Origin of the sequence: Pseudobutyrivibrio sp. MD2005 (assembly GCF_000621865.1) — a bacterium.
Taxonomy (GTDB): Bacteria; Bacillota; Clostridia; order Lachnospirales; family Lachnospiraceae; genus Pseudobutyrivibrio.
The window spans coordinates 180,540-202,807 of the sequence record NZ_JHXE01000012.1; the positions used below are offsets into that span (position 1 = coordinate 180,540).

21 protein-coding genes are annotated in these 22,268 nt (G+C 38.2%); 3 read left to right on the plus strand and 18 right to left on the minus strand.

Going from position 1 to position 22,268, the window contains the following annotated elements; translation table 11 throughout:
• The first annotated feature begins 105 nt into the window (after positions 1 to 105).
• On the plus strand, positions 106 to 672 hold the full coding sequence (locus T498_RS0104750) for an ECF transporter S component (protein WP_051524596.1): 567 nt from the start codon (positions 106 to 108) through the stop codon (positions 670 to 672).
• 54 nt (positions 673 to 726) lie between these two features.
• On the opposite strand, the gene T498_RS16120 is transcribed toward T498_RS0104750, so the two are convergent.
• The 13 genes from T498_RS16120 to pta form a co-directional block, all read right to left on the minus strand.
• Positions 727 to 1,656 carry a hypothetical protein gene (locus tag T498_RS16120; protein WP_051524597.1) on the minus strand — a complete coding sequence of 310 codons (930 nt, stop codon included), beginning with the start codon at positions 1,654 to 1,656 and terminating at the stop codon, positions 727 to 729.
• 147 nt (positions 1,657 to 1,803) lie between these two features.
• Complete coding sequence (locus tag T498_RS0104760) at positions 1,804 to 3,447, minus strand: glycoside hydrolase family 25 protein (RefSeq protein WP_028234936.1); 1,644 nt, start codon at positions 3,445 to 3,447, stop codon at positions 1,804 to 1,806.
• 80 nt (positions 3,448 to 3,527) lie between these two features.
• The gene (locus tag T498_RS0104765; RefSeq protein ID WP_028234937.1) at positions 3,528 to 3,734 is read right to left on the minus strand and encodes a DUF6472 family protein; all 207 of its coding nucleotides are present in this window, start codon (positions 3,732 to 3,734) and stop codon (positions 3,528 to 3,530) included.
• Positions 3,713 to 3,898 carry a hypothetical protein gene (locus T498_RS0104770; RefSeq protein ID WP_028234938.1) on the minus strand — a complete coding sequence of 62 codons (186 nt, stop codon included), beginning with the start codon at positions 3,896 to 3,898 and terminating at the stop codon, positions 3,713 to 3,715. Before T498_RS0104770 ends, T498_RS0104765 begins: the two co-directional genes overlap by 22 nt.
• A 13-nt stretch (positions 3,899 to 3,911) precedes the next feature.
• Positions 3,912 to 4,382, minus strand: coding sequence for a COG2426 family protein (locus tag T498_RS0104775; RefSeq protein ID WP_028234939.1), 471 nt, complete (start codon positions 4,380 to 4,382; stop codon positions 3,912 to 3,914).
• 3 nt (positions 4,383 to 4,385) lie between these two features.
• Positions 4,386 to 5,450 carry a pyridoxal phosphate-dependent aminotransferase gene (locus T498_RS0104780; RefSeq protein WP_028234940.1) on the minus strand — a complete coding sequence of 355 codons (1,065 nt, stop codon included), beginning with the start codon at positions 5,448 to 5,450 and terminating at the stop codon, positions 4,386 to 4,388.
• Positions 5,451 to 5,470: 20 nt separating this feature from the next.
• The gene (locus T498_RS0104785) at positions 5,471 to 7,198 is read right to left on the minus strand and encodes a L,D-transpeptidase family protein (RefSeq protein ID WP_028234941.1); all 1,728 of its coding nucleotides are present in this window, start codon (positions 7,196 to 7,198) and stop codon (positions 5,471 to 5,473) included.
• 107 nt (positions 7,199 to 7,305) lie between these two features.
• Positions 7,306 to 8,175, minus strand: a complete 870-nt coding sequence (gene hslO, locus T498_RS0104790) for an Hsp33 family molecular chaperone HslO (RefSeq protein WP_028234942.1) — start codon at positions 8,173 to 8,175, stop codon at positions 7,306 to 7,308.
• The gene (locus tag T498_RS0104795; protein WP_028234943.1) at positions 8,172 to 8,915 is read right to left on the minus strand and encodes a class I SAM-dependent DNA methyltransferase; all 744 of its coding nucleotides are present in this window, start codon (positions 8,913 to 8,915) and stop codon (positions 8,172 to 8,174) included. The genes hslO and T498_RS0104795 overlap by 4 nt, the downstream gene beginning before the upstream one ends.
• 1 nt (position 8,916) lies before the next feature.
• A complete protein-coding gene (locus T498_RS0104800; protein WP_028234944.1) occupies positions 8,917 to 9,960 on the minus strand; it encodes a DUF6709 family protein in 1,044 nt (347 codons plus the stop codon).
• 17 nt (positions 9,961 to 9,977) lie between these two features.
• Positions 9,978 to 10,922: an alpha/beta fold hydrolase gene (locus T498_RS0104805; RefSeq protein ID WP_028234945.1), complete on the minus strand. Its 945-nt coding sequence runs from the start codon at positions 10,920 to 10,922 to the stop codon at positions 9,978 to 9,980.
• Positions 10,923 to 10,997: 75 nt separating this feature from the next.
• Entirely contained in the window at positions 10,998 to 12,764 is a 1,767-nt protein-coding gene (gene recJ / locus T498_RS0104810) for a single-stranded-DNA-specific exonuclease RecJ (protein ID WP_028234946.1), read from the minus strand.
• A gap of 60 nt (positions 12,765 to 12,824) precedes the next feature.
• Positions 12,825 to 13,808 (minus strand): phosphate acetyltransferase, encoded by a 984-nt coding sequence (gene pta, locus T498_RS0104815; RefSeq protein WP_028234947.1) that lies wholly within the window; start codon positions 13,806 to 13,808, stop codon positions 12,825 to 12,827.
• Between the two features lie 231 nt (positions 13,809 to 14,039).
• On the opposite strand from pta, the gene fliB reads away from it, so the two are divergent.
• Positions 14,040 to 15,089, plus strand: a complete 1,050-nt coding sequence (fliB, locus tag T498_RS0104820) for a flagellin lysine-N-methylase (protein ID WP_028234948.1) — start codon at positions 14,040 to 14,042, stop codon at positions 15,087 to 15,089.
• A gap of 43 nt (positions 15,090 to 15,132) precedes the next feature.
• Here the strand turns inward: fliB and T498_RS14890 are convergent, their stop codons facing one another.
• Together T498_RS14890 and T498_RS0104830 are read right to left on the minus strand one after the other, a co-directional pair.
• Positions 15,133 to 16,314 (minus strand): CapA family protein, encoded by a 1,182-nt coding sequence (locus T498_RS14890; RefSeq protein WP_051524598.1) that lies wholly within the window; start codon positions 16,312 to 16,314, stop codon positions 15,133 to 15,135.
• A 6-nt stretch (positions 16,315 to 16,320) separates the two neighbouring features.
• Positions 16,321 to 16,497: a DUF4250 domain-containing protein gene (locus T498_RS0104830; RefSeq protein WP_028234949.1), complete on the minus strand. Its 177-nt coding sequence runs from the start codon at positions 16,495 to 16,497 to the stop codon at positions 16,321 to 16,323.
• 235 nt (positions 16,498 to 16,732) lie between these two features.
• Here T498_RS0104830 and T498_RS0104835 point away from each other — a divergent pair, with 235 nt between their 5' ends.
• Positions 16,733 to 18,265, plus strand: coding sequence for an alanine/glycine:cation symporter family protein (locus T498_RS0104835; protein ID WP_028234950.1), 1,533 nt, complete (start codon positions 16,733 to 16,735; stop codon positions 18,263 to 18,265).
• Positions 18,266 to 18,287: 22 nt separating this feature from the next.
• Here T498_RS0104835 and T498_RS16125 read toward each other — a convergent pair whose 3' ends face one another.
• The 3 genes from T498_RS16125 to T498_RS0104850 form a co-directional block, all read right to left on the minus strand.
• Positions 18,288 to 19,775 (minus strand): GGDEF domain-containing protein, encoded by a 1,488-nt coding sequence (locus tag T498_RS16125; RefSeq protein WP_028234951.1) that lies wholly within the window; start codon positions 19,773 to 19,775, stop codon positions 18,288 to 18,290.
• Positions 19,776 to 19,786: 11 nt separating this feature from the next.
• Positions 19,787 to 20,833: an ABC transporter substrate-binding protein gene (locus T498_RS0104845; RefSeq protein ID WP_028234952.1), complete on the minus strand. Its 1,047-nt coding sequence runs from the start codon at positions 20,831 to 20,833 to the stop codon at positions 19,787 to 19,789.
• Positions 20,834 to 21,555: 722 nt separating this feature from the next.
• On the minus strand, positions 21,556 to 22,212 hold the full coding sequence (locus tag T498_RS0104850; protein WP_036977799.1) for an HAD family hydrolase: 657 nt from the start codon (positions 22,210 to 22,212) through the stop codon (positions 21,556 to 21,558).
• Between the last annotated feature and the right edge of the window lie 56 nt (positions 22,213 to 22,268).

Sequence of the window (22,268 nt, forward strand, 5' to 3'; positions counted from 1 at the left end):
GCTCATTTTTATAATAACAGGTTGGTGATATTATAGCTCCAACATAAAATTTAGAAAAGAGCTTTTTTCACGTAATCAATCTTAGACGCAGGAGGTATATTTGTTATGACTGACACTTCAGTAACTAAAAATGCTACTAATTCAGATAGCGTTAAACTCACTATCACCGCTGCTTTATTTGCCGCTCTAACTTGTATTGGAACAATGATAATTAAAATTCCAACGCCAACACTTGGGTATATACATCCTGGCGATGGCTTCGTTTTGTTATCTGGACTTTTGCTTGGACCTCTATGGGGTGGTCTTGCTGCTGGCATCGGCTCAGGACTTTCAGATTTAATCGGAGGCTATTTCATATATGTGCCAGCAACCTTTATAATCAAGGCTTTAACAGCCATCGTGGCATATTTCACTTTTAGATTTTCAAGTAAGCTACTAAAGTCAAAATCAAACATCTCAGCAATTATTTTTAGCGGTATAATCGGGGAAGCTGTTATGATATTTGGTTATTTTATATTTGAAATATTCATGTTATCTATTGTAAATAAAACAACACTTTCTGCAGGCGTCATTGCATCCCTCGCAGGTATTATTCCAAATATCATCCAAGGAGTATTTGGAGTAATAATATCAACAACTCTATATCCACTTTTAAATCGTTTGAGCAAATAAAATAGCCCCTGACAGTTGTCAATTAAGCAACTATCAGGGGCTTTATATTTTATATTAGTTAATCTGATATGAATTATATGCAACCTTCTTAGACTTGATTACATTGATAATCATAGGAACAGCTCCTAATGCTGTAAATAAATATACAAGTAAAAGTGAGCCAATGAAATCAGATGTAACTCCTGCGCCATCTATTAATGCACTAAAGTTCTGGAATACCTCTGCAAATGACCAACCAACCTCTTTTGAAATTGTGATTGTCCAATCAATCTTTTCAGCCAAATATGTCATAACAACCATGAAGATGCAGCAAACAACAATGCCCTTTGTGCTGAGCTTCTTTGCCATGAACTCGTATCCCTTTACAGTACATACACCCATTACAATACCAGAGACAACTGAAACATATCCCATCTGACCAATAATGATGATTGCAATAAGGCCAATTAATGCGCCAAGAAATGCACCAACAATACCGCCAATAAAGTTCTCATTTGTGTTGCTCATCTCAACCTCAGCCTGCTGTAATGACTGGCTGATATTTGTGTAGCAATCTCCACATAAGAATGATACACCACCACCAATGTAGTAGCTTCCGATATTTGAAACTGGCTTACCACAGCCTTCACATACATCTTCAAATCCGTTTAATCTAAATGCATCTGTCATTCCCTTGATTGCGGAAATAAGATTCTCAATTACCTTCTTAGATGTCATTCCAGTAACATTTGCTACGACATTGTTCTTCTGAACTGCAAGAGCAGAAATACCAGGGATTGACTTCTTCATATTCTTGAGAAGATCCTTTTCAGGGAACTGTCCGTTCTTTCTTACTGAGGCATATACTGTGTAAAAATTGCCTGTGTAGATAGCATATAAATGATATCCGTTATATTGTCCTAAAAGTGCACCAACATTCTCGTCGCAACGTAATCCGGTCTCTGCTGATACTGCTTCAAAGACTTTTTTTATAGTGCCGTTCATATATTTTCTCCTTTTTCTTAAAATCCTTACATATAATAATTATTATTTTTGTGATTGTCAATAGGTATTCAATTAATACTTTATTTTATTTTTATGTGGCAAAAAAAAAGCTTGCTTTCCCAATGAAAGCAAGCTTTTTAGCATTTTCTATTTTGTAGCAGCAGGTGCTGGAGCAACAGCGATTACCATTCCGCTTTCATCAGTTTGATACAAATTAGTACCAACCTGAATTACCTGATTAACTACAAGCTTTCCATCAGCTCCGAAGAGGAAGTCACCTGCGCCAATCTTAACTGTCTGGCCTGCAATAAGCTTTCCATCAGCTCCTGCGTAATATACACCTTCCTTAGTCTGAACAAGACCTGTCATCATAGCACCGTCTGTTCCAAAGAAGTATGTAGCATCACCGATTGTCTGCATTCCTGTGAGCATCTTTCCATCTGCTCCGAAGTCATATGTAACGCCATTGACATTAACAACACCAACCTGCATCTGGCCTGCTTCGTTGAAGTAATATACAGCGCCATCGATTGTTGCCAATCCTGTTACTCTATGAGCATCCTTTGGATCTAAGTAGTATGTGCCAGTAGCATCTGTCCACCAGCCTCTATACATCTTACCACCATCGTTTGGATTGAACATGTATGTCACACCATCGATATCAACCCATCCAACCTGCAAGAAACCTTGCTCGTTGAAATAATACATATCCTTATCGATAACACAAAGACCAACTAACATATGTCCATCTGTTGTGTCTAAGTAACGAGTACCAACTGTTGGATCTGTCCACCAACCTGTATATAACTTACCATTATCAGCTGGGTTAAATAAGAATGTATATCCGCCAAGCTCTAACCATCCAGTCTGTAACTGTGCTGCTTCGTTGAAGTAGTAGATACCACCATCAATTGTGCTAAGTCCTGTAGCTGCTGCAGCTGTGCCTGGTGTGAAGTAATATGCTCCAGTCTCATCTGAGTACCAGCCATATGTAACAATACCTGTAGCAGGATCAGTGTGATACTTTGTACCAGCTACATCTACCCAACCGAACTGTTTACGGAAATTGTTAAAGAAATATGCATTTCCACCACCCAGGTCAAGCACGCCTGCCTGTGGAATAAATGCTGTATAATCCTTTGCTGCAAGGTTAACATCTACTCTACCATTGATACCTGCAACAGATCCGCTAGAAGAATACTGCCAAATTGCCCAACCAGCAATGTCATTGTGATCTGAGTATTGTGCAATCCACTTGTCGTATGCTAATGCAGATGTGAAATGTGATTTATAGAAATTTGTGTATGTGTAAAGCATTGGAGTGTATCCAGCTGATGAAATAACACCACAGAAGGCATTTGCCATTGCTGTACATGTATTTGCATCAAGACCCTTTTGAACACTGTCCTCTATATCAAAAGCTACTGGGAAATTGATATTGTATGGCTCAATCCACTTTAAAACCAATTCAGCTTCCTGAGCTGCTGCCTCAACGCTAGTAGCGTATGAGTAAATATAAACACCAGTACGAATACCTGCAGCCTGAGCGCCCTGAACGTTTGCTGCGAAATATGGATCCACACCGCTCTTTGTACTACCAACCTTGATGAAAGCGTATGAAACACCTGACTGTGCAACTGCGCCCCAATTGATGGCCCCCTGATACTTTGATACGTCAATACCCTGTGCGCCTGCAGCCTTAGCAGTGACAGATACTGACAAAGTCATGCACACTGCTAACATTAAAGCAGCTACAGACTTGACAAACTTTGTAGCTTTTAATTTTTTCACTTCGCTATACCTCCTAATAATCCTAATTTTAATTTTATAATAAGCCGATACCAAGGTCAATAAACCTCAGCAGTTTTATACTACATTTGGTGTCTAACCACCTTATATTCATCGCCATTAACAAAATATGGACAATCCTTATAATGCCCCGTCACTAATCTGACATAGTCATCCTCGTCCATATCCATCTCGCAGTAATACTGCTCATCTTCTTCGTCCCAGACAAAATTGTTGCAATACTCACATGCAACTCCACTGGATTTTTTTACCTTACTATTACCAGCCATCTAATAAAACCTCCAACAAGCACAGCACAAAGAATTGTGCCAAGCATTATTGCATACATATACTCCTGATGCTTCTTGCCCCATGCAGAATTCATAACCCCCATGTAAAGCCCTAAGCCAACAAGAATTGCTATTACATTAATAAGCATATTAACTGTATCCATATACAACCTCTATTTAGAATAAGCTAGCAATAAGTGTAATAATCTTGGTGCCTGCACCCATGATAACACCTGCAAGAACAACACCTGCCATAGTAGCCTTAACACTTCTCTTGAAATCCATATCTAGAATAGATGCTGCAAGTGTCCCTGTCCATGCACCTGTACCAGGTACTGGGATACCTACAAATAAGAAAAGCGCAATGTAAAGACCATTTCCTGCCTTTTCCTTAAGCTTTTCTCCACCCTTATGTCCTTTTTCAAGACAGAAAGTGAAGAACTTTCCAATAACTGGCTTATCCTTTCCCCACTCAAGAACCTTTCTTGCAAAGAAAAAGATAAATGGCATTGGAAGCATGTTACCAATAATTGCAATAATATAGCTCTGTAAAAGGGGCATATTATTTATAACCGCATAAGGAATAGCTCCTCTAAGCTCAACTAATGGTACCATTGAAATCAAAAACACTATTACGAAATTTAACATTTATTATTTATACTCCTTTAAAATACTATCTAATTCATTAATAAATATCTGCATCTCCTCATCAGTTCCGATGCTAATGCGCAGATAATCAGCTATGCGCTCAGGCTTCGAAAAATGTCTAACATAAATGCCACGCGCCTTAAGCTGCTCAAATATATATGTAGCTTCTACTGATTCATGCTTTGCAAAAATAAAATTGCTCTTTGAATCAGGGAATGTAAAGCCTAGCTCTGTAAGCTTTTGCTTTGTCCACTCTCTTGTATTTACTACATCTACAAGTCTTGCTTTAAAGTACTCATCATCCTCAATTGAGGCAACTCCAGTTGCAAGGGTAATGCAATCCATAGTATATGAATTAAATGAAAACTTGCAATCTGATAAGAATTTAATAAGTTCCTTAGAACCAACAGCATATCCAATTCTATTTCCAGCCATGGCTCTAGATTTAGAGAATGTCCTAACCACTAAAACATTATCGTATTTACGAACAAGTTCTATGCAAGAATCTGCTCCAAAATCCACATAGGCCTCATCGATTATAATGACACACTCTGGGTGGGCCTTTATGATATTCTCAAAAAACTCGACTGGCTCTGCTATTCCCGTTGGTGCATTAGGGTTTGGTATTACAATACCTCCACAAGGCTCTTTGTAATCCTCTGATAGAATTTTGAAATTAGAATCCAATGCTTTTGTGGTATAAGGTATTCTAAACAAATCAGCCCATACATCATAAAATGAATATGTAATATCAGGGAAAAAGACAGGCTCCTTTGAATTAAAAAATGTAAGAAAGCTCATAGCAAGTACATCATCTGAGCCAACTCCTACAAAAACATTTTCCTCATCAAATCCATGATATTTTGCAATAGCTGAAATAAGCACACTGCAATTTGGGTCTGGGTACTTTCTCAGTAAATCTACCTTAAACTCTGATATAGCTTTACCCACCAAAGGACTTGGTGGGTATGGATTTTCATTTGTATTGAGCTTTATTACTTTTGTCTTTGGCTGCTCGCCTGGAGTGTAAGGTACTACTGTTCTAACATTATTCTTCCAACTCGTCATTATTTTTTCCTCACAAAATGCTATTGTTGAACAGTTCCATCAGTAACTGTCGGATCGACAGTTGCTGGATCTATAGCTGCAGGGTCTTCAGCTGGCAAAATACCATCTGCTATTGCCTGCTGCTTTAATGCTTGAAGTGTTAACTCCGCATTAACAAGCTGATCATAGTTTGTAACTAATGCCTTTTGCTCCTCTGAAAGTGCCTCGTAAGCTGCTCTTGCTGCTGCAATCTGAGGTTCAGATTCAAGTGTTACAGTTTCTATCTCTGAAATCAGGTCAATAACATTAACCTGAGGATTTGACATAACGTAGTTCTGCTCCTCTGTGTCACCAGTATAGAACACTAAAACTGGCCATCCGGCGTCAACTATATTGTATATTTCTTCTGCTGCAGAAAGTGGTAGGTTAACACAGCCATGGCTACCACTGTTTTTATAAATAGTGCCGCCAAAGCTTGAACGCCATGTAGCATCATGCAAACCTTCACCCATATTAAAAGGCATCCAGAAGTTAACATGTGATTCGTAATTATCGCCTCTAAGTGTGGCATCTTTTTGCTTGTATGCAATAGGATAAACACCAGTATGAGTGCCGTGGTTATTTGAAATCTTTCCAGAAACGCAAGGAGTATCAAATACCATCTCGCCATCCTTATATACATATACATGCTGCTCTGTAAGATTTACCTCAACGTATGAATTGCCGTAATCATGCTCACCATGGCTTGTTCCGTAGTAAAGGTAAGTGAAATCACGAGTGACATCTTCACCACCTTCAAGATCAGCGATTATAGCATCTATCTCACCTTCGTAAGCAATTCTCCATCCAAAAGAACCTGCTGGAACCTCAATGCTTTCACCTGAAGTTGTAGTGAATTCCTTTTTCTTGCCATAAGTGTTGTATTTATCACCCATGGTATTTACAAATTCTCCGATGGCATCACGATCAAATGAGACTTTAAAATCGTCATCTACTTTAAACCAAGTAGCCTTTGTTGCAGCTGGTATCTCCTCTTTGAAGCCCTCACCTAAATCATAATGAATATCTGTATCCATGTAGTCATTAAGCTTTTTAAGAGCTGCCTTGATATTATCATCATCAGCCTTAACATCTGGCTTATTGTAACAAGTGCCATCAGATAGATTGATTACAGTCTGAAGATTTTCAACAGCGTAGATGATTGCTTCCTCTACACCCTCTTCATCAATTCTATCGCCATAAACTTCATCTACGATGTAGAATTTTTCTCCATCAAAATCGATATATGCATCCTTTGATTCTTTTGTAGATTTTTGATGACTGAAATCCAAGCTTGATGCAACTGCCTTTACCTTTGCGCTATCATATGCATTTCCAGTGGCAGTGTAGTATTCAGCTGGGAAAAATAATCGTACAACCCAGTTAAATCCTGTCTGTGTATCAAGAATGTCCTGAACCTGAGAAGCATCATAATTAACACCCACACCAAGATCGCTAGAGCTGACCTCATTTATGACATTGTTATCTGCATCAATAAAAGATATTGTGTATTTATCTGCACTATTAACTATCTTTTCGTAAGTGGCTTCGGCGCCCTTAAATGATGCTCCAACACCATTTACCTTACTTCTGATGTAAAAATGGCTTCTGAAAAATAAGCTTCCCAACAAATAAACAATCAAAATAATACCCAGAATAATACCGAGCTTTGCATATTGTATTTGTCTATCAAAAAGAGAACTTTTGAATTTTTTCTTTTTCTTGCTCATGATTAATCCTTCTATCTAAACGTACGTAGAATACTCCGTTTCCTAGTTTACCGGAAATCTGAAAATAAAAACGACAAAAATTCGCCCTTTACTAAGGGATAATTTGACTAATTCCTCCTAAAACTCTTTAGCTCGTCAATGCTGAACTCATAGGCTTCATTGCAGAACTGGCATTTAACCTCAACTGGCTTGCCATCAGCAATAATACTGTCCATATCTTCTTTACCAAGTGAAGCCAGACTCTTAATAACACGTTCTCTTGAGCAATCACACTTGTATCCTACTTCGTGTGTCTCCATGAACTGTAAATCAAGACCTGCCAATACTGTCTCAAGCATCTGCTCCGGTGTCTTTCCACTAGATAACATATCTGTAACTGATGGAAGTGTTTTAAGATTTTCTTCAATCTGTGTAATAACTTCTTCTGGTGTAAATGGCATAAGCTGAACAATGAAGCCACCAGCGCAGCTTACTGTATTGTCTTTGTTCATAAGAACACCAAGACCTACAGAAGATGGGATTTGCTCAGAAACTGCATAATAGTATGTTAAATCCTCTGCGATTTCACCTGTCTGTAACTCAACTGTACCTACATATGGCTCCTTAAGTCCCATGTCCTTTATTACACGCATGATACCTAAGTCTATTGCACCACCTACATCAAGCTTTCCATTCTTTGGTGGTAAATCTACTACAGAAACATTAGGGAATCCCTTTACTTCTCCTTTGCTATTAGAAGTAACTGTGATACCTTTCATCGGACCGCTTCCCTGAATCTGGAGAGTCACCAAATCGTCATCCCCCTTTAGCATTACGCCCATCATTGAACCTGCAGAAAGCATTCTTCCTAATGCCGCTGTAACAATTGGAGATGTATTGTGTCTTTCTCTGGCTTCCTCAACCATATCATGACTAGTGATGGCAAATGCTCTCACTGAGTCATTTGCTGCTGTTCCTCTTACTATATAATCTCTCATTTACTTACCTCTCTTGCTATAAAATATAATCTATCTGAATCATCCTTTGGTGCTTCCATTGTAGCTACATCAAGCACCTCAAGAAGTTGTAACCCGCTTTGTTCTATTGCGCTCACCACTTCGTTCTTGGAAAAAGCATGCTGTAAATGCTCCTCCTCGTAACGATCAAATGTGCCTTCGTTATTAGCTTCATAAATTGTTAGATAGTAATAATTATCCTTTGTTGTTTCATCATAATCATTTTCCCAAATAAAGCTGCCCTCTTCGCGATTTTCAGCGATAGTACTGGTTCCAAGCTTTTTATAATAGTTTTCTGTTTTGATATCGAAAATGAATAACCCCTTTGGGTCGAGATAATTATTTACAAGCTTGCATACTGTAAGAAGTTCCTCATTGTCCCTTAAATAATTGATACTATCACACACACTGACAACTGCGCCAACAGTGCCATATAGTTCGAAGGAACGCATATCCTGACATAGATAAAGGATTCCCTCGGAATCCTCTTGCTCTTGCGCCTCCATCAGCATGTCATAAGAATTATCTATACCAATCATATCGTGACCAAAGTTTTTAAGTCTTCTAGTCATCTGACCAGTCCCACACCCCAGGTCACAGACAATGTTCATAGGCATATTATACTTTTCAAAAAGATTTTTTATATTAGTAGCCCAAGTGTCGTATGGAATATTATCCATGTACATATCATAAACTGGGGCAAAACCTGTATAAGCTTCCATTCTATACCCTCTTAGATAAGAATCCTGTAATTTTGCGAACGATGTCAAAATCATTCTGTATTTCTTCTACTTTTAAACGATTTTCTTCAGAGAAACCAACTAAAATATTATGATTTGCCTCTGAAAGATAATCAATAATACCGTCTATATCACTTTTGATATTTTTAGGACACTTGATATAATGCCGCTTTCCTGCCGTAATGTAAAGAGTGTAAGTGATAGAGAAATGATGCCATAAAAACTTGTGCATAGTAGAATACTTATAAATCCAAATAATAGCATCAATAGGAACAATTGCAACACCATAACTGCTAGTTTCAATAAAATAATGCTCTGTAATAAACATATCCTCTGTAGCCAACTGTGGAAGAGTTGCCAGTTCCTCTTCTGCCTCAGCTAATATCTCCGCTGGCTTACCGTATGCTCTTGTTTTTTGAACTGGAAGCGACAATACAGGATATGCAATATATACGCTATAAACAAGTATTGATACCAGGCTATATATTCCAAATATCACATAAAAATACTCAAATGCTCTTGCCGCAATGCTTGTGGCATCAGGCTCTGACAGTGAGTAAGATGATACGGTAGATAAAATACCTTCCTCGTTCCAATTCAAATCATTTGCCAGATTTGTAAGAAGAGTCTTGGCCGCAACCGAATCGTATATTATTTCAGCTTTTATTGATAGCTCTTCTATTGTAGGCTCGCCCTGATTACAAGTATCCGGATCCAACAAAACTACTACGCACTCAGAATTAATCATGGTGTAATAATAGTAGCCTCTTGTTCTATCAAGCCATTTACTGGTATATCCAGTAAAATAAAGGTTTTTTAAATCAAACTTAGCGTATAATTCTTTTGAATTATACATTTCATATAGGCTGATTTGTTCTTCCTGATAGTTCTTTGGAAATATCATGCTGCCAATAGGAAAAATGATAGTAAGAACAATTAGAATCACTAAAAATATAATAGGTGATAAAAGCTTATTTTTATAATATGTCTTTATAGACCTTGTTATTAAATGCTCAAGTGAATCCATAACCACTCCGTAAAATTTTATTTATGAGACTCAAGCCATCCTAAAATATCATTATATACCTGTTCTCTATCAAGTTCATTTAAAATTTCATGTCTATCACCAAGGTATAGCTTAAGTGTAACATCCTTTATTCCTGCCGTCTTATATGCATCTGCACAAGCCTTAGGACCAGCTCCCATATTTCCTACTGGATCGGCATCCCCCGAAAGGATTAGAATAGGGATTCCTTTTCTCATGGTATCAAGGCATAATCTTGTGGCAACATATTTTGTTGCCTCGATAAGTCCTTTATATGCATTTAACGAGAATATATAGGAGCATAATGGGTCGTGGTAATACGATTCAACATTACGTGTATTCTTAGAAAGCCACGATCTTCCATAGTCTTTTCCATAACAATCATATAATCTGTATGGTTTATCATATATAGCGTCGCGCAAAAATGTGCTTCTATAATTCTTGCCTTTAAAAAGAGATAGCACTTTGATAATAGCAAGTCCCAGATTTGATCTGAAAGCCGGCTCCTGTCCTGTGCCTAAGATAATGGCGCCACTTAGCCCCTCTATATATGCTGATTTGACAGATAAGAATTTTCTGAGCATGTAAGAGCCCATTGAATGCCCGGCAATAAAATATGGTAATGCTGGATATGCCTTTTTAGTCATCGAATAATGAATGTACATATCCTCAACCATATAATCAGATGGATGTTCTCCAGACATTATGCCAAGCTCCTCAGGCTTTTCAACAGAATGGCCATGCCCAATATGATCATGTCCAACCACTATATATCCTTTTGAAGTAAGAAACCTGGCAAATTCATCATATCTTTCGATATATTCAACCATTCCATGAACAAGCTGAACCACTGCAATCCCATCGCCATTAGGCAACCATTTTCTGCAGTGAATAACCGAATGTCCATCGCTGGAATCAAATGTATAAACCTCCTGATTTTCCATTTTTCTAACCTCTCACCCCTTGTTTAGAATTGCTTTCATTCTAAATGATTTATCTTATATATTCAATAAGTTCAGTTATTTGAAGTTCTCAATCATAACCTGAACAGATTTATTCCCTCTAAACTCATTAATAGAAGGCTCATACACTATATCTACTGTAACGCCATTGGACTTTCCAGAGAATAATCCATCAAATGCTGCCGCACCAAATTTGGATGATACACATTTTTCAAACTCTAAAACATTTCTAAACATCAAACCTGTGATAGCTCCGCCCTTTTCTGTTTGAAGTGTCAACCTTAAATATTGTCCATCTCTACCAATATAAGCGGCATTTCTAACAGGAACATTTTTAAGAGCAAATAGTGGCTTGGTATTACCTGTACCAAATGGAGCCAGTAAATCAATGCTTTCTACTAGCTCTGTTGTGATATATGAAAGAGGCATATCGCAATCAATACGAATAATTTCCTGCATATCATCATCAGTCAAAGCGCAATTTGAATTTAATCTTTCGCGTAATTCATCAATCTTTTCCTTAGGCAAGGATACTCCTGCCGCCATAGGATGTCCACCAAATTTAGTAAATATATCCTTCACTGCTGTTAGTTCTTCAAACATATTATAGGCAGGTATCGAACGACCGCTTCCTTTGGCGCCATCCTCTGCATCAGTTATAACAAGAACTGGTTTGTTATAAGCTTCCCTGATTCTTCCTGCTACAATTCCTGCCAGGCTCTCATGAAGCTCTGGAATATAGACAACCAATACCCTGTCATCCTTAAGACTGCTTCCCTCGATAAGTTCTTTTGCCTTATCAATTCCAACCTGAGTCATGCTCTTTCGTTCAGCATTTAATTCCACAAGTTCATTGGCCATGGTAAGAGCTGAGGTACTATCTTCTTCCATTAAAAGCTCTATTGCACGGCTTGCGGTATCTAATCTGCCACTGGCGTTGAGACATGGGCCAATTACAAATCCCAAATGATAGCAGGAAAGTGGCTTTCCTTTAAGCTCTGTTCTTGCAAGAATAGCGTTAAGTCCAATGTTATCTGTCTTTTCAATGGCCTTTATTCCCTGGTATACAGTGGCTCTGTTTTCACCCTTAAGCTCCATTACATCACACACAGTTGCTATACTGGCAAACTGAAGAAATGCATCGGATTCTTCTTTGTCTATTCCTAAGAATTCATACAAAACTTCTACCAGCTTCCATGCTACCTGAGCGCCGCATATACCCTTAAAAGGATAATCACAATCATCTCTTTTCGGATCTACCACAGCATCTGCATTTGGAAGCTTTTGGATTTTGGTGACTCCATCATCTGCCAGTTCAAACGGAACCTCGTGATGATCTGTAACAACAAATGTCATTCCAAGCTCCTTGGCCAAATCAATTGCAGGAGCAGCCGCTATACCATTATCACATGTGATGATAAATCTCACTCCATCATCATAAGCTTGCTGCACCATATCAGGGTTAATGCCATATCCATCTATCATTCTATGTGGAACTGCGTAATCTACATCTCCACCGGCATTTCTTATTGCAGTTGTAAGAATGTATGTAGACATTATTCCATCCACATCATAATCACCAACTACTCTAATTTTAGCACCTTCATCTATGGCCTCCATCAGCAATTCGCAGGCATTATCCATATCCGCAAATAAATGAGGATCAGGAAGATTATCTAAAGTTGGGTGTAGGTATTCTTCCATTTCTTCATATGTGTGCAAGTCTCGGTTTACCATAAGACGGACAATAACCGGGTCAACCTTAAGTTTCGCACTAAGCCCTGCGTAATCTGCAGCCTTTCGCTGTAAAATCCATTTACTCATTCATATTCTCCGTTAAAAAAAATCCGCGACTTCCGTCGCGGAATTTAGTCGTTTTAAGTATTATGCTAAAGCGGCTGTTATAATAGCCATTGAGTATACTTCCTGTGCATTGCATCCACGTGAAAGATCGTTGATTGGTGCGTTAAGTCCAAGAAGGATTGGGCCGTAAGCATCGAACTGACCAAGACGCTGTGCAATCTTGTAACCGATGTTACCTGCATTGATATCTGGGAAGATAAATGTGTTTGCATGACCTGCCACTGTTGAGTTAGGACACTTTGTCTTTGCAACACGTGGAGAAACAGCTGCATCAAACTGAAGCTCGCCATCGATATCAAGCTCAGGATACTTCTCTTTAGCCTTTGCTGTAGCTTCACGCATCTTATCAACATCTTCGCCCTTTCCTGAACCAAGTGTTGAGTATGAAAGCATAGCAATCTTTGGATCTACACCGAAAATCTTAGCACAAGCTGCTGTCTCACCAGCGATTTCAGCAAGCTCATCAGCGTTTGGCTTAATGTTGATAGCGCAGTCACCCATTGCAAGAACTTCTCTATCACCAGTAGCTGAGTTACGTACCATGATGAAGCATGAAGATACGATACTGTTGCCTGGCTTTGTCTTAATAACCTGAAGTGCTGGACGAACTGTATCAGCTGTAGAGTATGTTGCGCCACCGAGAAGTGCATCTGCAACACCCATCTTTACAAGCATAGTACCGAAGTAGTTAGCTGCTGAACATGTAGCCTTTGCCTGCTCCATTGTAACGCCCTTTGATTTTCTAAGCTCGCAGAAAAGCTCACACATCTCATCAAATCTGTCGTAGTTTGCTGGGTCAATGATAACAGCTCCACGGATGTTAAAACCAGCGTCCTCTGCAGCTGCCTTTACTTCTGCTTCGTTACCAATAAGAATTGGCTGAAGGAAATCTGAACCTAAAAGACGGCTAGATGCCTCAATAATACGTGGATCTGTACCTTCAGTAAAAACGATTTTCTTAGGATCCTTTTTAAGGATGTCAATTAATGCTCCAAATCCTGCCATTTTTAATTTCCTCTTTTCTTTCTTTTCTTTAATTTATTAAATATTAATTAGTTACATCAAACACTTGCTAGTTTACTACTTTTTTGTGAAAAATGGATGGTATTTTACAATGTTTTTCATTTTGTACTTTTTTGTATTTTTGCTTTTTCTCTATTCCATTAGCTTTATATTGTTTATTCTCAAATATTGTCTATACTATATTGATAAACATTACTATATTTAGGAGTACTTATGCTTTATAGAAAACAAACAGGTTACAATGAATTCAAATGCATTGCAGATAAATGTCCAAAGAGCTGTTGCGTGGGCTGGCAGATTGTTATAGATGAAGCTAGCATCAACAAATACACCGAGTCCACTGGTGATTTTTCAGACAGACTAAAATCATCTATTAATTTCTCTGAGGAATGCTTCAAACAACATAACACCAGATGTGCCATGCTAAACGATAATGGACTTTGTGATTTGCAAGCTACACTTGGCGAGGATTACCTTTGCAACACTTGTAAGATGTTTCCAAGACACATTGAGGAATTTCAGGATATAAGAGAATACTCTCTTTCCCTTTCCTGCCCTGAGTTCACTCGAATGCTATTGGAGCCTGATTATGTATTTGGCATATCTGAAACTGTAGATTCTGTTGAAGATAATCCTGAAGAATTCGAAGATTTCGATTTTATTCTGTTTGATAAATTGGAATATGCCAGAGATAAAATGCTTAAGATTGCTGCAGAAAAGGATTTGCCTTTGCAGGAGCGAATGAATATTATTGCCTGCATGGCGCTCAAACTACAAGAGCTTTACGATGAAGGCGATATCTTTGAAATGGATGATGTGGATCCCGATGGCACTTTTGATTGTACTGGCACCAGCGCTATGCTCTCATTAGATAATTGCATAAAGGGTTTTGATACATTAATAGCGATGGAAGTACTAGAGGAATCTTGGCGCGAATCCATAAAAGCAGCCAAGGCTTTTTGGACAGAAAACACTAATAATTTCACTTTATGGAAAGCAACAATGTATCCAGAAGCTGAGCAGGAATTTATTTTTGAGAAAATTCTAGAATCATTGCTTTACACCTATTTCTGTGGAGCTGTTTACGATGGTCAAATCTATGCCAGAGCCATGATTGCTGTACAAAGCGTAAGATGGCTGATGATGCTAGACGCCTCAAGCACCATCAGCCTCGCTGAAACCATATATCTCTATTCCAGAGAAGTAGAGCACTCTGATTTGAATATGAACAGATTAATCGAGTATTTTGAAGATGAATTGTAATATTCATTCAATTAATATCTCAAACTATAATCTAATATAGTCCCTACTTCTCACTAATCACACCATCATCCCCGACAGCCACATTACTTGAAATACTTTCTACATAACTGTAGCCTGCTGCATCAACTGCAGTGCAGGCGCCTGAGGCCTGGATTGGAATGATGCGGTAAGTCACATTATTATTTTCATCAATTGCAAATTCTACAGCTCCGCCGCCACCAGATTTGATAGTCTGATTGAAAATAAAGTTGCCAAGGCTGTAGAAAATTGGCTTGCCATTGTACATTTCAACAGGCTGCAAGCAGTGGCTGTGCATTCCTATTACAGCGTCTGCTCCTGCATCAATAAATTTGTGAGCATCATTAGGCTGATAATCTGTAAGCTCTGTAGTGTGTTCGGTTCCCCAATGAACCATGACAAATAGATAATCTACCTGGCTGTCTGCCTCCTGTATGGCATTTAGCAAATCAGCTTCGTCATAAAAGCAAAATTCCCCTGGCTGAGAGTTAAGGACATTCCAGCTACCAACAGGAATAACATGACTTGCCGCAAGGAAGCCGTAGGTGCGTCCTGCTGCATCTGTCTTTATGATGAGCTTGCTTGCTTCTTCAAGACTGTTTCCCGCACCAGTATAATCGATACCGGCATCGCTTAAGGTTGTAAAAGTGTCTGTCAATGCATCGTGTCCAAAATCTAACACATGATTATTTGCAAGGCCTGCAATATCTACCCCAAGATCATTTAAAATACTCACATATGAAGGATTAACCCTGAATGTATATTGCTTATCAGGAGCCTTTTGACCTCGCTCAGAAAAGCAAAACTCATTATTAATCATTGTAAATGTGGCATCATTTAATAATGATTGAATATCGGAAGATGCAACACCATCTATTCCATTTGTATCATATGCGGCCTGCACATATTCGCTAAGCTCAACATCTCCAGTAAAAACAATAGATGTGTTTAAGTCGGCTGCAGATACTTCTGGCTCCTTCAGGGCAGGTTCCTCTTTTTCCACAGTTTCAACGGATGCCGCAGGTGCCTCTTCTACTGCTGCAGTACCGATAAGCCATCCCAGCTCTTCCTCCATACCTTGCTGAGCCGCAAAGGCCTGGGCAGCATCATTAAGAGGACCATGTTCGCCAAATGCATACCAACATCCAGCACCAATAATCACCAACACTAAAACCGTCTTAAATACTACTGTCAAAAATTTTTTCATAATATTCTACCTAAATCTATTTTTTTCTGCATCGTAATGGTAATCAATCATTGCAAGCTTTTCAATGATTGCATCCCCATCTACTTCGTTATCTTCAACCAGCGCATTAAAGCTACTATAATAATCGCGTAATGCAGTGTTGACTACTGATAATAGCATCACTGGATCCTTTGGAAAATTCATTTAATAACTCCTATCTTTTCAAACTGCTTCAATTATACAGATTTGTAAACAAACAATGCAAGCTTTGATTGTAGCTATAAACTCAAGAAGGATGTAGCTTAGCTACATCCTTCTAAAAATACAATTTATTATTCCTTTACATATAAAATATCCAAAAACTCCTTCAGAAGTGATAAAATACTTGCTGATAGATTTTCAAAATCTTCAACAAGCAACTATCTTTAGGAGGATAATCATGGAAAGTTTATTAGCTTTCATTACTGCAGTGTGCGGTAAAATTCAGGTCGTCTCAGATCTATTCTGGGATTTTCCTACAAATTTTGAATGGTATGCAAATATTCCTATCTTAGGTAATTTTTCACTTGCTATCATTCTTCTCATCGGATCCGGTATCTATTTCTCTATCCGACTTAAGTTTATTCAGGTAAGAAAATTCAAACATGGTATTAGCGTACTGAAAAACAGCAAGGCCAAGACTGGAATCTCACCACTTGCCTCATTTTTCTTATCAACTGCCATGCGTGTAGGTCCTGGTAACATTCTAGGTGTTACTGGCGCCGTTTCAGTAGGTGGTCCTGGCGCACTACTTTGGATGTGGATATCTGCATTCTTTGGTATGTCTACTGCTTTTGTAGAATCAACTCTTTCTCAGATATTTAAAGAAAAGAAAAACGATGAATATATCGGTGGTATGGCTTTTTACGGCAGAAGACTTATTAAGAACTCTGCTATTGTTGGTATTATTCTTTCATTAATGTACATAATCTACGCCATTTTATGTTTCCCAGCTCAGGGCTTCAATACAGTTTCAGCTATGGGACAGATTGCCAGCATTATTAGCGGCACAGAATTGCCCACGACTCACGCTATTTATTGGATTGGATTTGTAATTGTAATTATAGCAACATGCGCTGTTTCATTTGGTGGAACAAGAAAGATTTCAAAAGTAACAGATGTGCTTGTTCCAATCATGGCGATTGTATATGTACTTACAGTATTAATTCTTATCCTTATTAACATCCCAAGAATACCATGGTTCTTCTATGCAGTATTCACTGAAGCCTTTAAGCCAGAGGCTGTCTTCGGCGGCGCATTTGGTATCGCTTTGATGCAAGGTGTAAAAAGAGGTCTTATGTCTAATGAGGCTGGTCAAGGTACAATTACAATGCCTGCCGCAGCATCAGATGCAGCACATCCTTGTGACCAGGGTTGTGTTCAGGCCATTGGTGTATTCTTAGACACAATAGTAATTTGTACTCTTACTGCTTTTGTTGTAATCATGGGAAGAGTTTGGCTTACAGATGACGGTGCTGCTTGGTTTGAATTAGGAAAGTTGCCAAAATATCTTGCATCAGTCGCAGAACTTACTCCTGGTACTGCATTTAACAGCTTTGTTACTCTTTTAGTATCACTTTGCTTCGGACTTTTTGCTTTTACATGCTTATTAGGTTTCATGTCATTCTCTGAAATCTGTGCAAACCGAATTAGCAAAAGCGCTGTATTTATCAATGTTATTCGTGTAATTGATATTGCTGTTATCTGTTTTGGTATGCTTACATCAATTGTTGGAATGGATTTAGGTGCCCTTTGGGATTTATCTGATTTTGCCAATATTTTGATTGCATACTGCAACATTCCACTTCTCTACATTGGATTTAAGTACGTAAAAAGAGCCCAAGAGCACTTCGAAAAGGCTGATGGGACTCCATTTACATCTAAAGTTGTTGGAATTGATGTTCCTGTCTGGGACGACAAGGCAAACAAATAATATTGTTGCTTGATGAGGCAAGCTATTTGTTCTGGATATTTTTATACCAGCAAAAGCCATCTCTACCATTTTCTTTAATTTGGTAGAGAGCCTCATCGGCACATTTTATTAACTCCTCTAAATTTTCCGCATCTAAAGGAAATCTAGCAATACCCGCACTAAAGCTCATTTCCTCATCAAATACCACAGTCGAATTCAATTTTATACCATGAACTTCTTTCAATGCCTTTAGCATTTTAGTATTTACCACCTCTTCCGACTCCATATCGATAAGGGCAATAAATTCATCTCCTCCAAATCTAAAGATTACACTATCGTTTCCTAAGCAATCAGTTAGAATATCCGTAAATTTTATTAGAAGATCATCACCTGCGTCATGGCCTAATGTATCATTTACTATTTTGAAATGATCAACATCAATAAATACAAGAGCTGTATTTCGTCCTTTTGTAATCCTATCCTTGGCAAATAATTGAAATGCTCTTCTATTAAATAGACCTGTTAATGTATCGTGCTCTGATATTTCTTCTAATAACTGGTTCTCTCTTCTATTTAATTGATACATAGAAATAACCAGTATTATTACTATTATCAATAATATAATTACAAAATTAAGTACATAATTTCTAAAATGTCCCATTGCATCTGACAATTTGCTGCTAGGAATTCGGACAATGAGATACCAGCCTGGCATTGTCGCTATTTTAGTAGACGATTGGGTGTAATGCACGCCATTGTAATAGTAAGAGATTGAATTATTGCTTTCACCATTCTTAATAGATTCAAGCCATTTATTAAACTGCTTTCCTGCTGGATCATCTAACGACTCCTTCACTAAGTATTCATTATTCCATCTGCCTACCGCATTTTCGTCACTGGAAACGCAAATAATCGAATTAAGAGATTGTGAATTTAACAATTCCACATCTATATCTTTGTCCATTGAATCAGTATATGCAATTTCTTCTAAATCCCTAAAACGATGTGTGATAAACACCCAACCCTTTTCATTATTACCATACGTAAACTTTGAGAACATTGTAACCACTGGCTGTCCACACAACATTGAACGATATGGTACGGACATAGATACAGGATCAGCTAATTCTGCAGTTGCCATAAGATTCCACTTATCAAACTCTCTTTTTTCAGCATCTGTGGCATATATATTCTTATCAGCATCAATTATTCCAATGCTCAAAAACTGATCCTTTTCAATAGAATCTATATTTAAGCTATTATATGCCTCTTCTGCATTGCGATAGTCTTGTATCGATAGTACTGTTGCAACTCCCTGAGTTGTTGTATTCATTGAATCTATGGCAATATTCATCTTTTCAGTCATAATAGTGCAGATTTCATCTGAAAGATTTTGGTCATGAGTTGACATCAGCTTGTTAAATGAAGCTATAAACAAAGAAATAGCTACAATAAATACTATCAGACATAATCCCAATATGATGAAGAGCGATTTTCCTCTTCTTTTCGGCCCAACTCTATCCATTCGCATTTACTTAGCCCTCAATATTGTTTTAGCATTTCTGCAACAGATGAATCTTGCATACTTTCGCTATTAACTATCATTACACCTGTGTCTACAAATTTCCCTACTATATCCTTCCCATTTATGATATCTATTGCAGACTGAACGCCTCGATAGCTCATTTCATATTGCCTTTGTAAGATTGTTGAAGCTATATACCCGGAATCCCCAATTAATGATTTAATCTCATCTGAATAATCAAAGCCAACGACGACTATATTCTTATATCCAGAGTCATATACTACTTTTGATACTGCCCTGGTAGGAGTATTATTTGTAGCATACAAGCCAGCAATATCCTTATTTTTTGTCAAGAAATTTCCCACAATTTCTTCACCACTTGCCACATCGCCATTGCAATTCATGATTTCTGTGTTAATCATCCAGCTTGTAGATGCATTTTCCGACCAATATTGAAAGAATCCCGAAAGCCTTTCTGTTATTGTTTGGGTTGATGCAGCCCCAACTAATATGCCAACCTCGACTGTATCATCCTCATTATGCCCTGCATTTTTTAGCTGCCTTATCATCTCCTCAGCTGCCTGCTGTCCTGCCAGATAATTTTCAGTCATATAACAAATATCAAACTCTTCTGAGTTGATTACCGTATCAACCAAGACCACAGGAATTCCCATATTGTGTATTTCTTCTATTTTAGGGACCATTTCCGTCGAATCATTAGGAGCTAATATAATTGCATCAGCTCCATTCGCTACTGCCTCATCTAAAAGCTCTATCTGCCCTTCCCAATATGTATCATTGCTAGTCCCTGCATAATACACATTACATCCTAAATCTTTTCCAGCATCCTTTGCGCCTTCTACTACGGTTTGCCAATATTCACTATTAACAACCTTTGTAATCAAGTAAATATTAGGCCGACCGTCCTGTATATCTGTAAGCGCCACGAATTCACTGATTGTCATTTCAGGATTATTATATTTTTCTTCTGTGTTGGCCGCAGTACACCCTATGGCTCCAAAGCACACAGCAAATATTAAAATAAAGCTATAGAGTTTATTCATGTCTTATACCTTTAATGATAGTTAAACAACCTCATTTATAGTATATTGCGTCAAAATCTAATTATCAATAAACTCACAAAATGTTCAGAAAATTAGCGGCCCCATTGGACATCACTATTCACCGTTTTTTAAAGCCCCGCCTACCCAGCCGCCGTCAGCTTGGCACATGAGGGGACATTGCAAGAATATTGCGTTTTTCTAATGGACCATTTATGCATCTTTATTTACATGTGTCTTTTGCAGGCCTGTACAATTTTGAAAAAGGTTTTTGGTTGGCGGACACACAACCCAGTGTAAAGTGTACTTCTTAGACTGCGGGGGACTTGGTTGATTTTGGAGCGAGCTTAGTAACATAAAAGCAGGTTTTGCAATATATAAGCATGCGCTGCCAAGGACGGCAGCGCAAGTGGTCACTTAAAACACGATGTTGAATGTGCCACGGTAACTAGATATGCAAAACCTGCTTTGTCATGTTACTTAGCAAACGGAATATGAAACCAAGTCCCCTCAGCCTGAGAAGTACATAAAAAACTAAAGTGTCCGCCACCTAAAAAACATTTTTCAAAATGGTTCATTCCGCAACAAGACACATGTGCAATGCATAAATTTGGTCCATAAGAAAAACTGCAATATTCGCAAAATCATCCCCTCATGTGCCAAGCTGACGGCGGCTGGGTAGGCGGGGCCAGAATGGGATTACGGTGAATAGTAACTTTTATCATCTATTCAAATAATCTACATATGTCTTGCAAGCAATCAAGACGCTTATATAATATCTTACTCAACCGTTCGTCAGGTTCTGTTAAATCTGGAATCATAATAACGTTACAGCCTGCCCTATAGGCGCTCATACATCCATTTGGAGAATCTTCTACCGCAATTGTATTCTCTGGCGGAATATTAAGCTCCTTGCAGGCAAATGCATATATATCTGGTGCTGGTTTGCCCATCTCTACCATATCAGCGCAGACGACCGCATTAAAATAATCGTATAATCCCAGCTTTTTAAGATATCTTTCTGCTCTTTCTTTATCATTAGCAGTTACCAGAGAAATAAAGATATTGTGCTCTCTAAGCCAAGCCAATGTTTCTTTTGCTCCAGGCTTAAGCGGAATACCCTGCTGGCGTAAAATATCCTCTACCATCTTTTTTCTGTACTCGCGCACTGCCCAATAATCAAATTCAGGACCGTACCATTCCTTAAACTGTTCAATAGCAAATGGTCGCCCCAAGGATCTAAGCATAAGTGGCTTCTCTTCAGACATTTCATATCCAAAATGAGCTAGTGTTTCTGGCCAGGCCTTTTGATAGAATTTTTCTGTATCAGTAAGTGTTCCATCTAAATCAAAAAGTACTGCTTTAATGTTTTCTTTAGTCATTCTATCTCTCCCAAAATATGTAATTCCAATAACGCAAAAAGTTGCCCTGTTAGGTA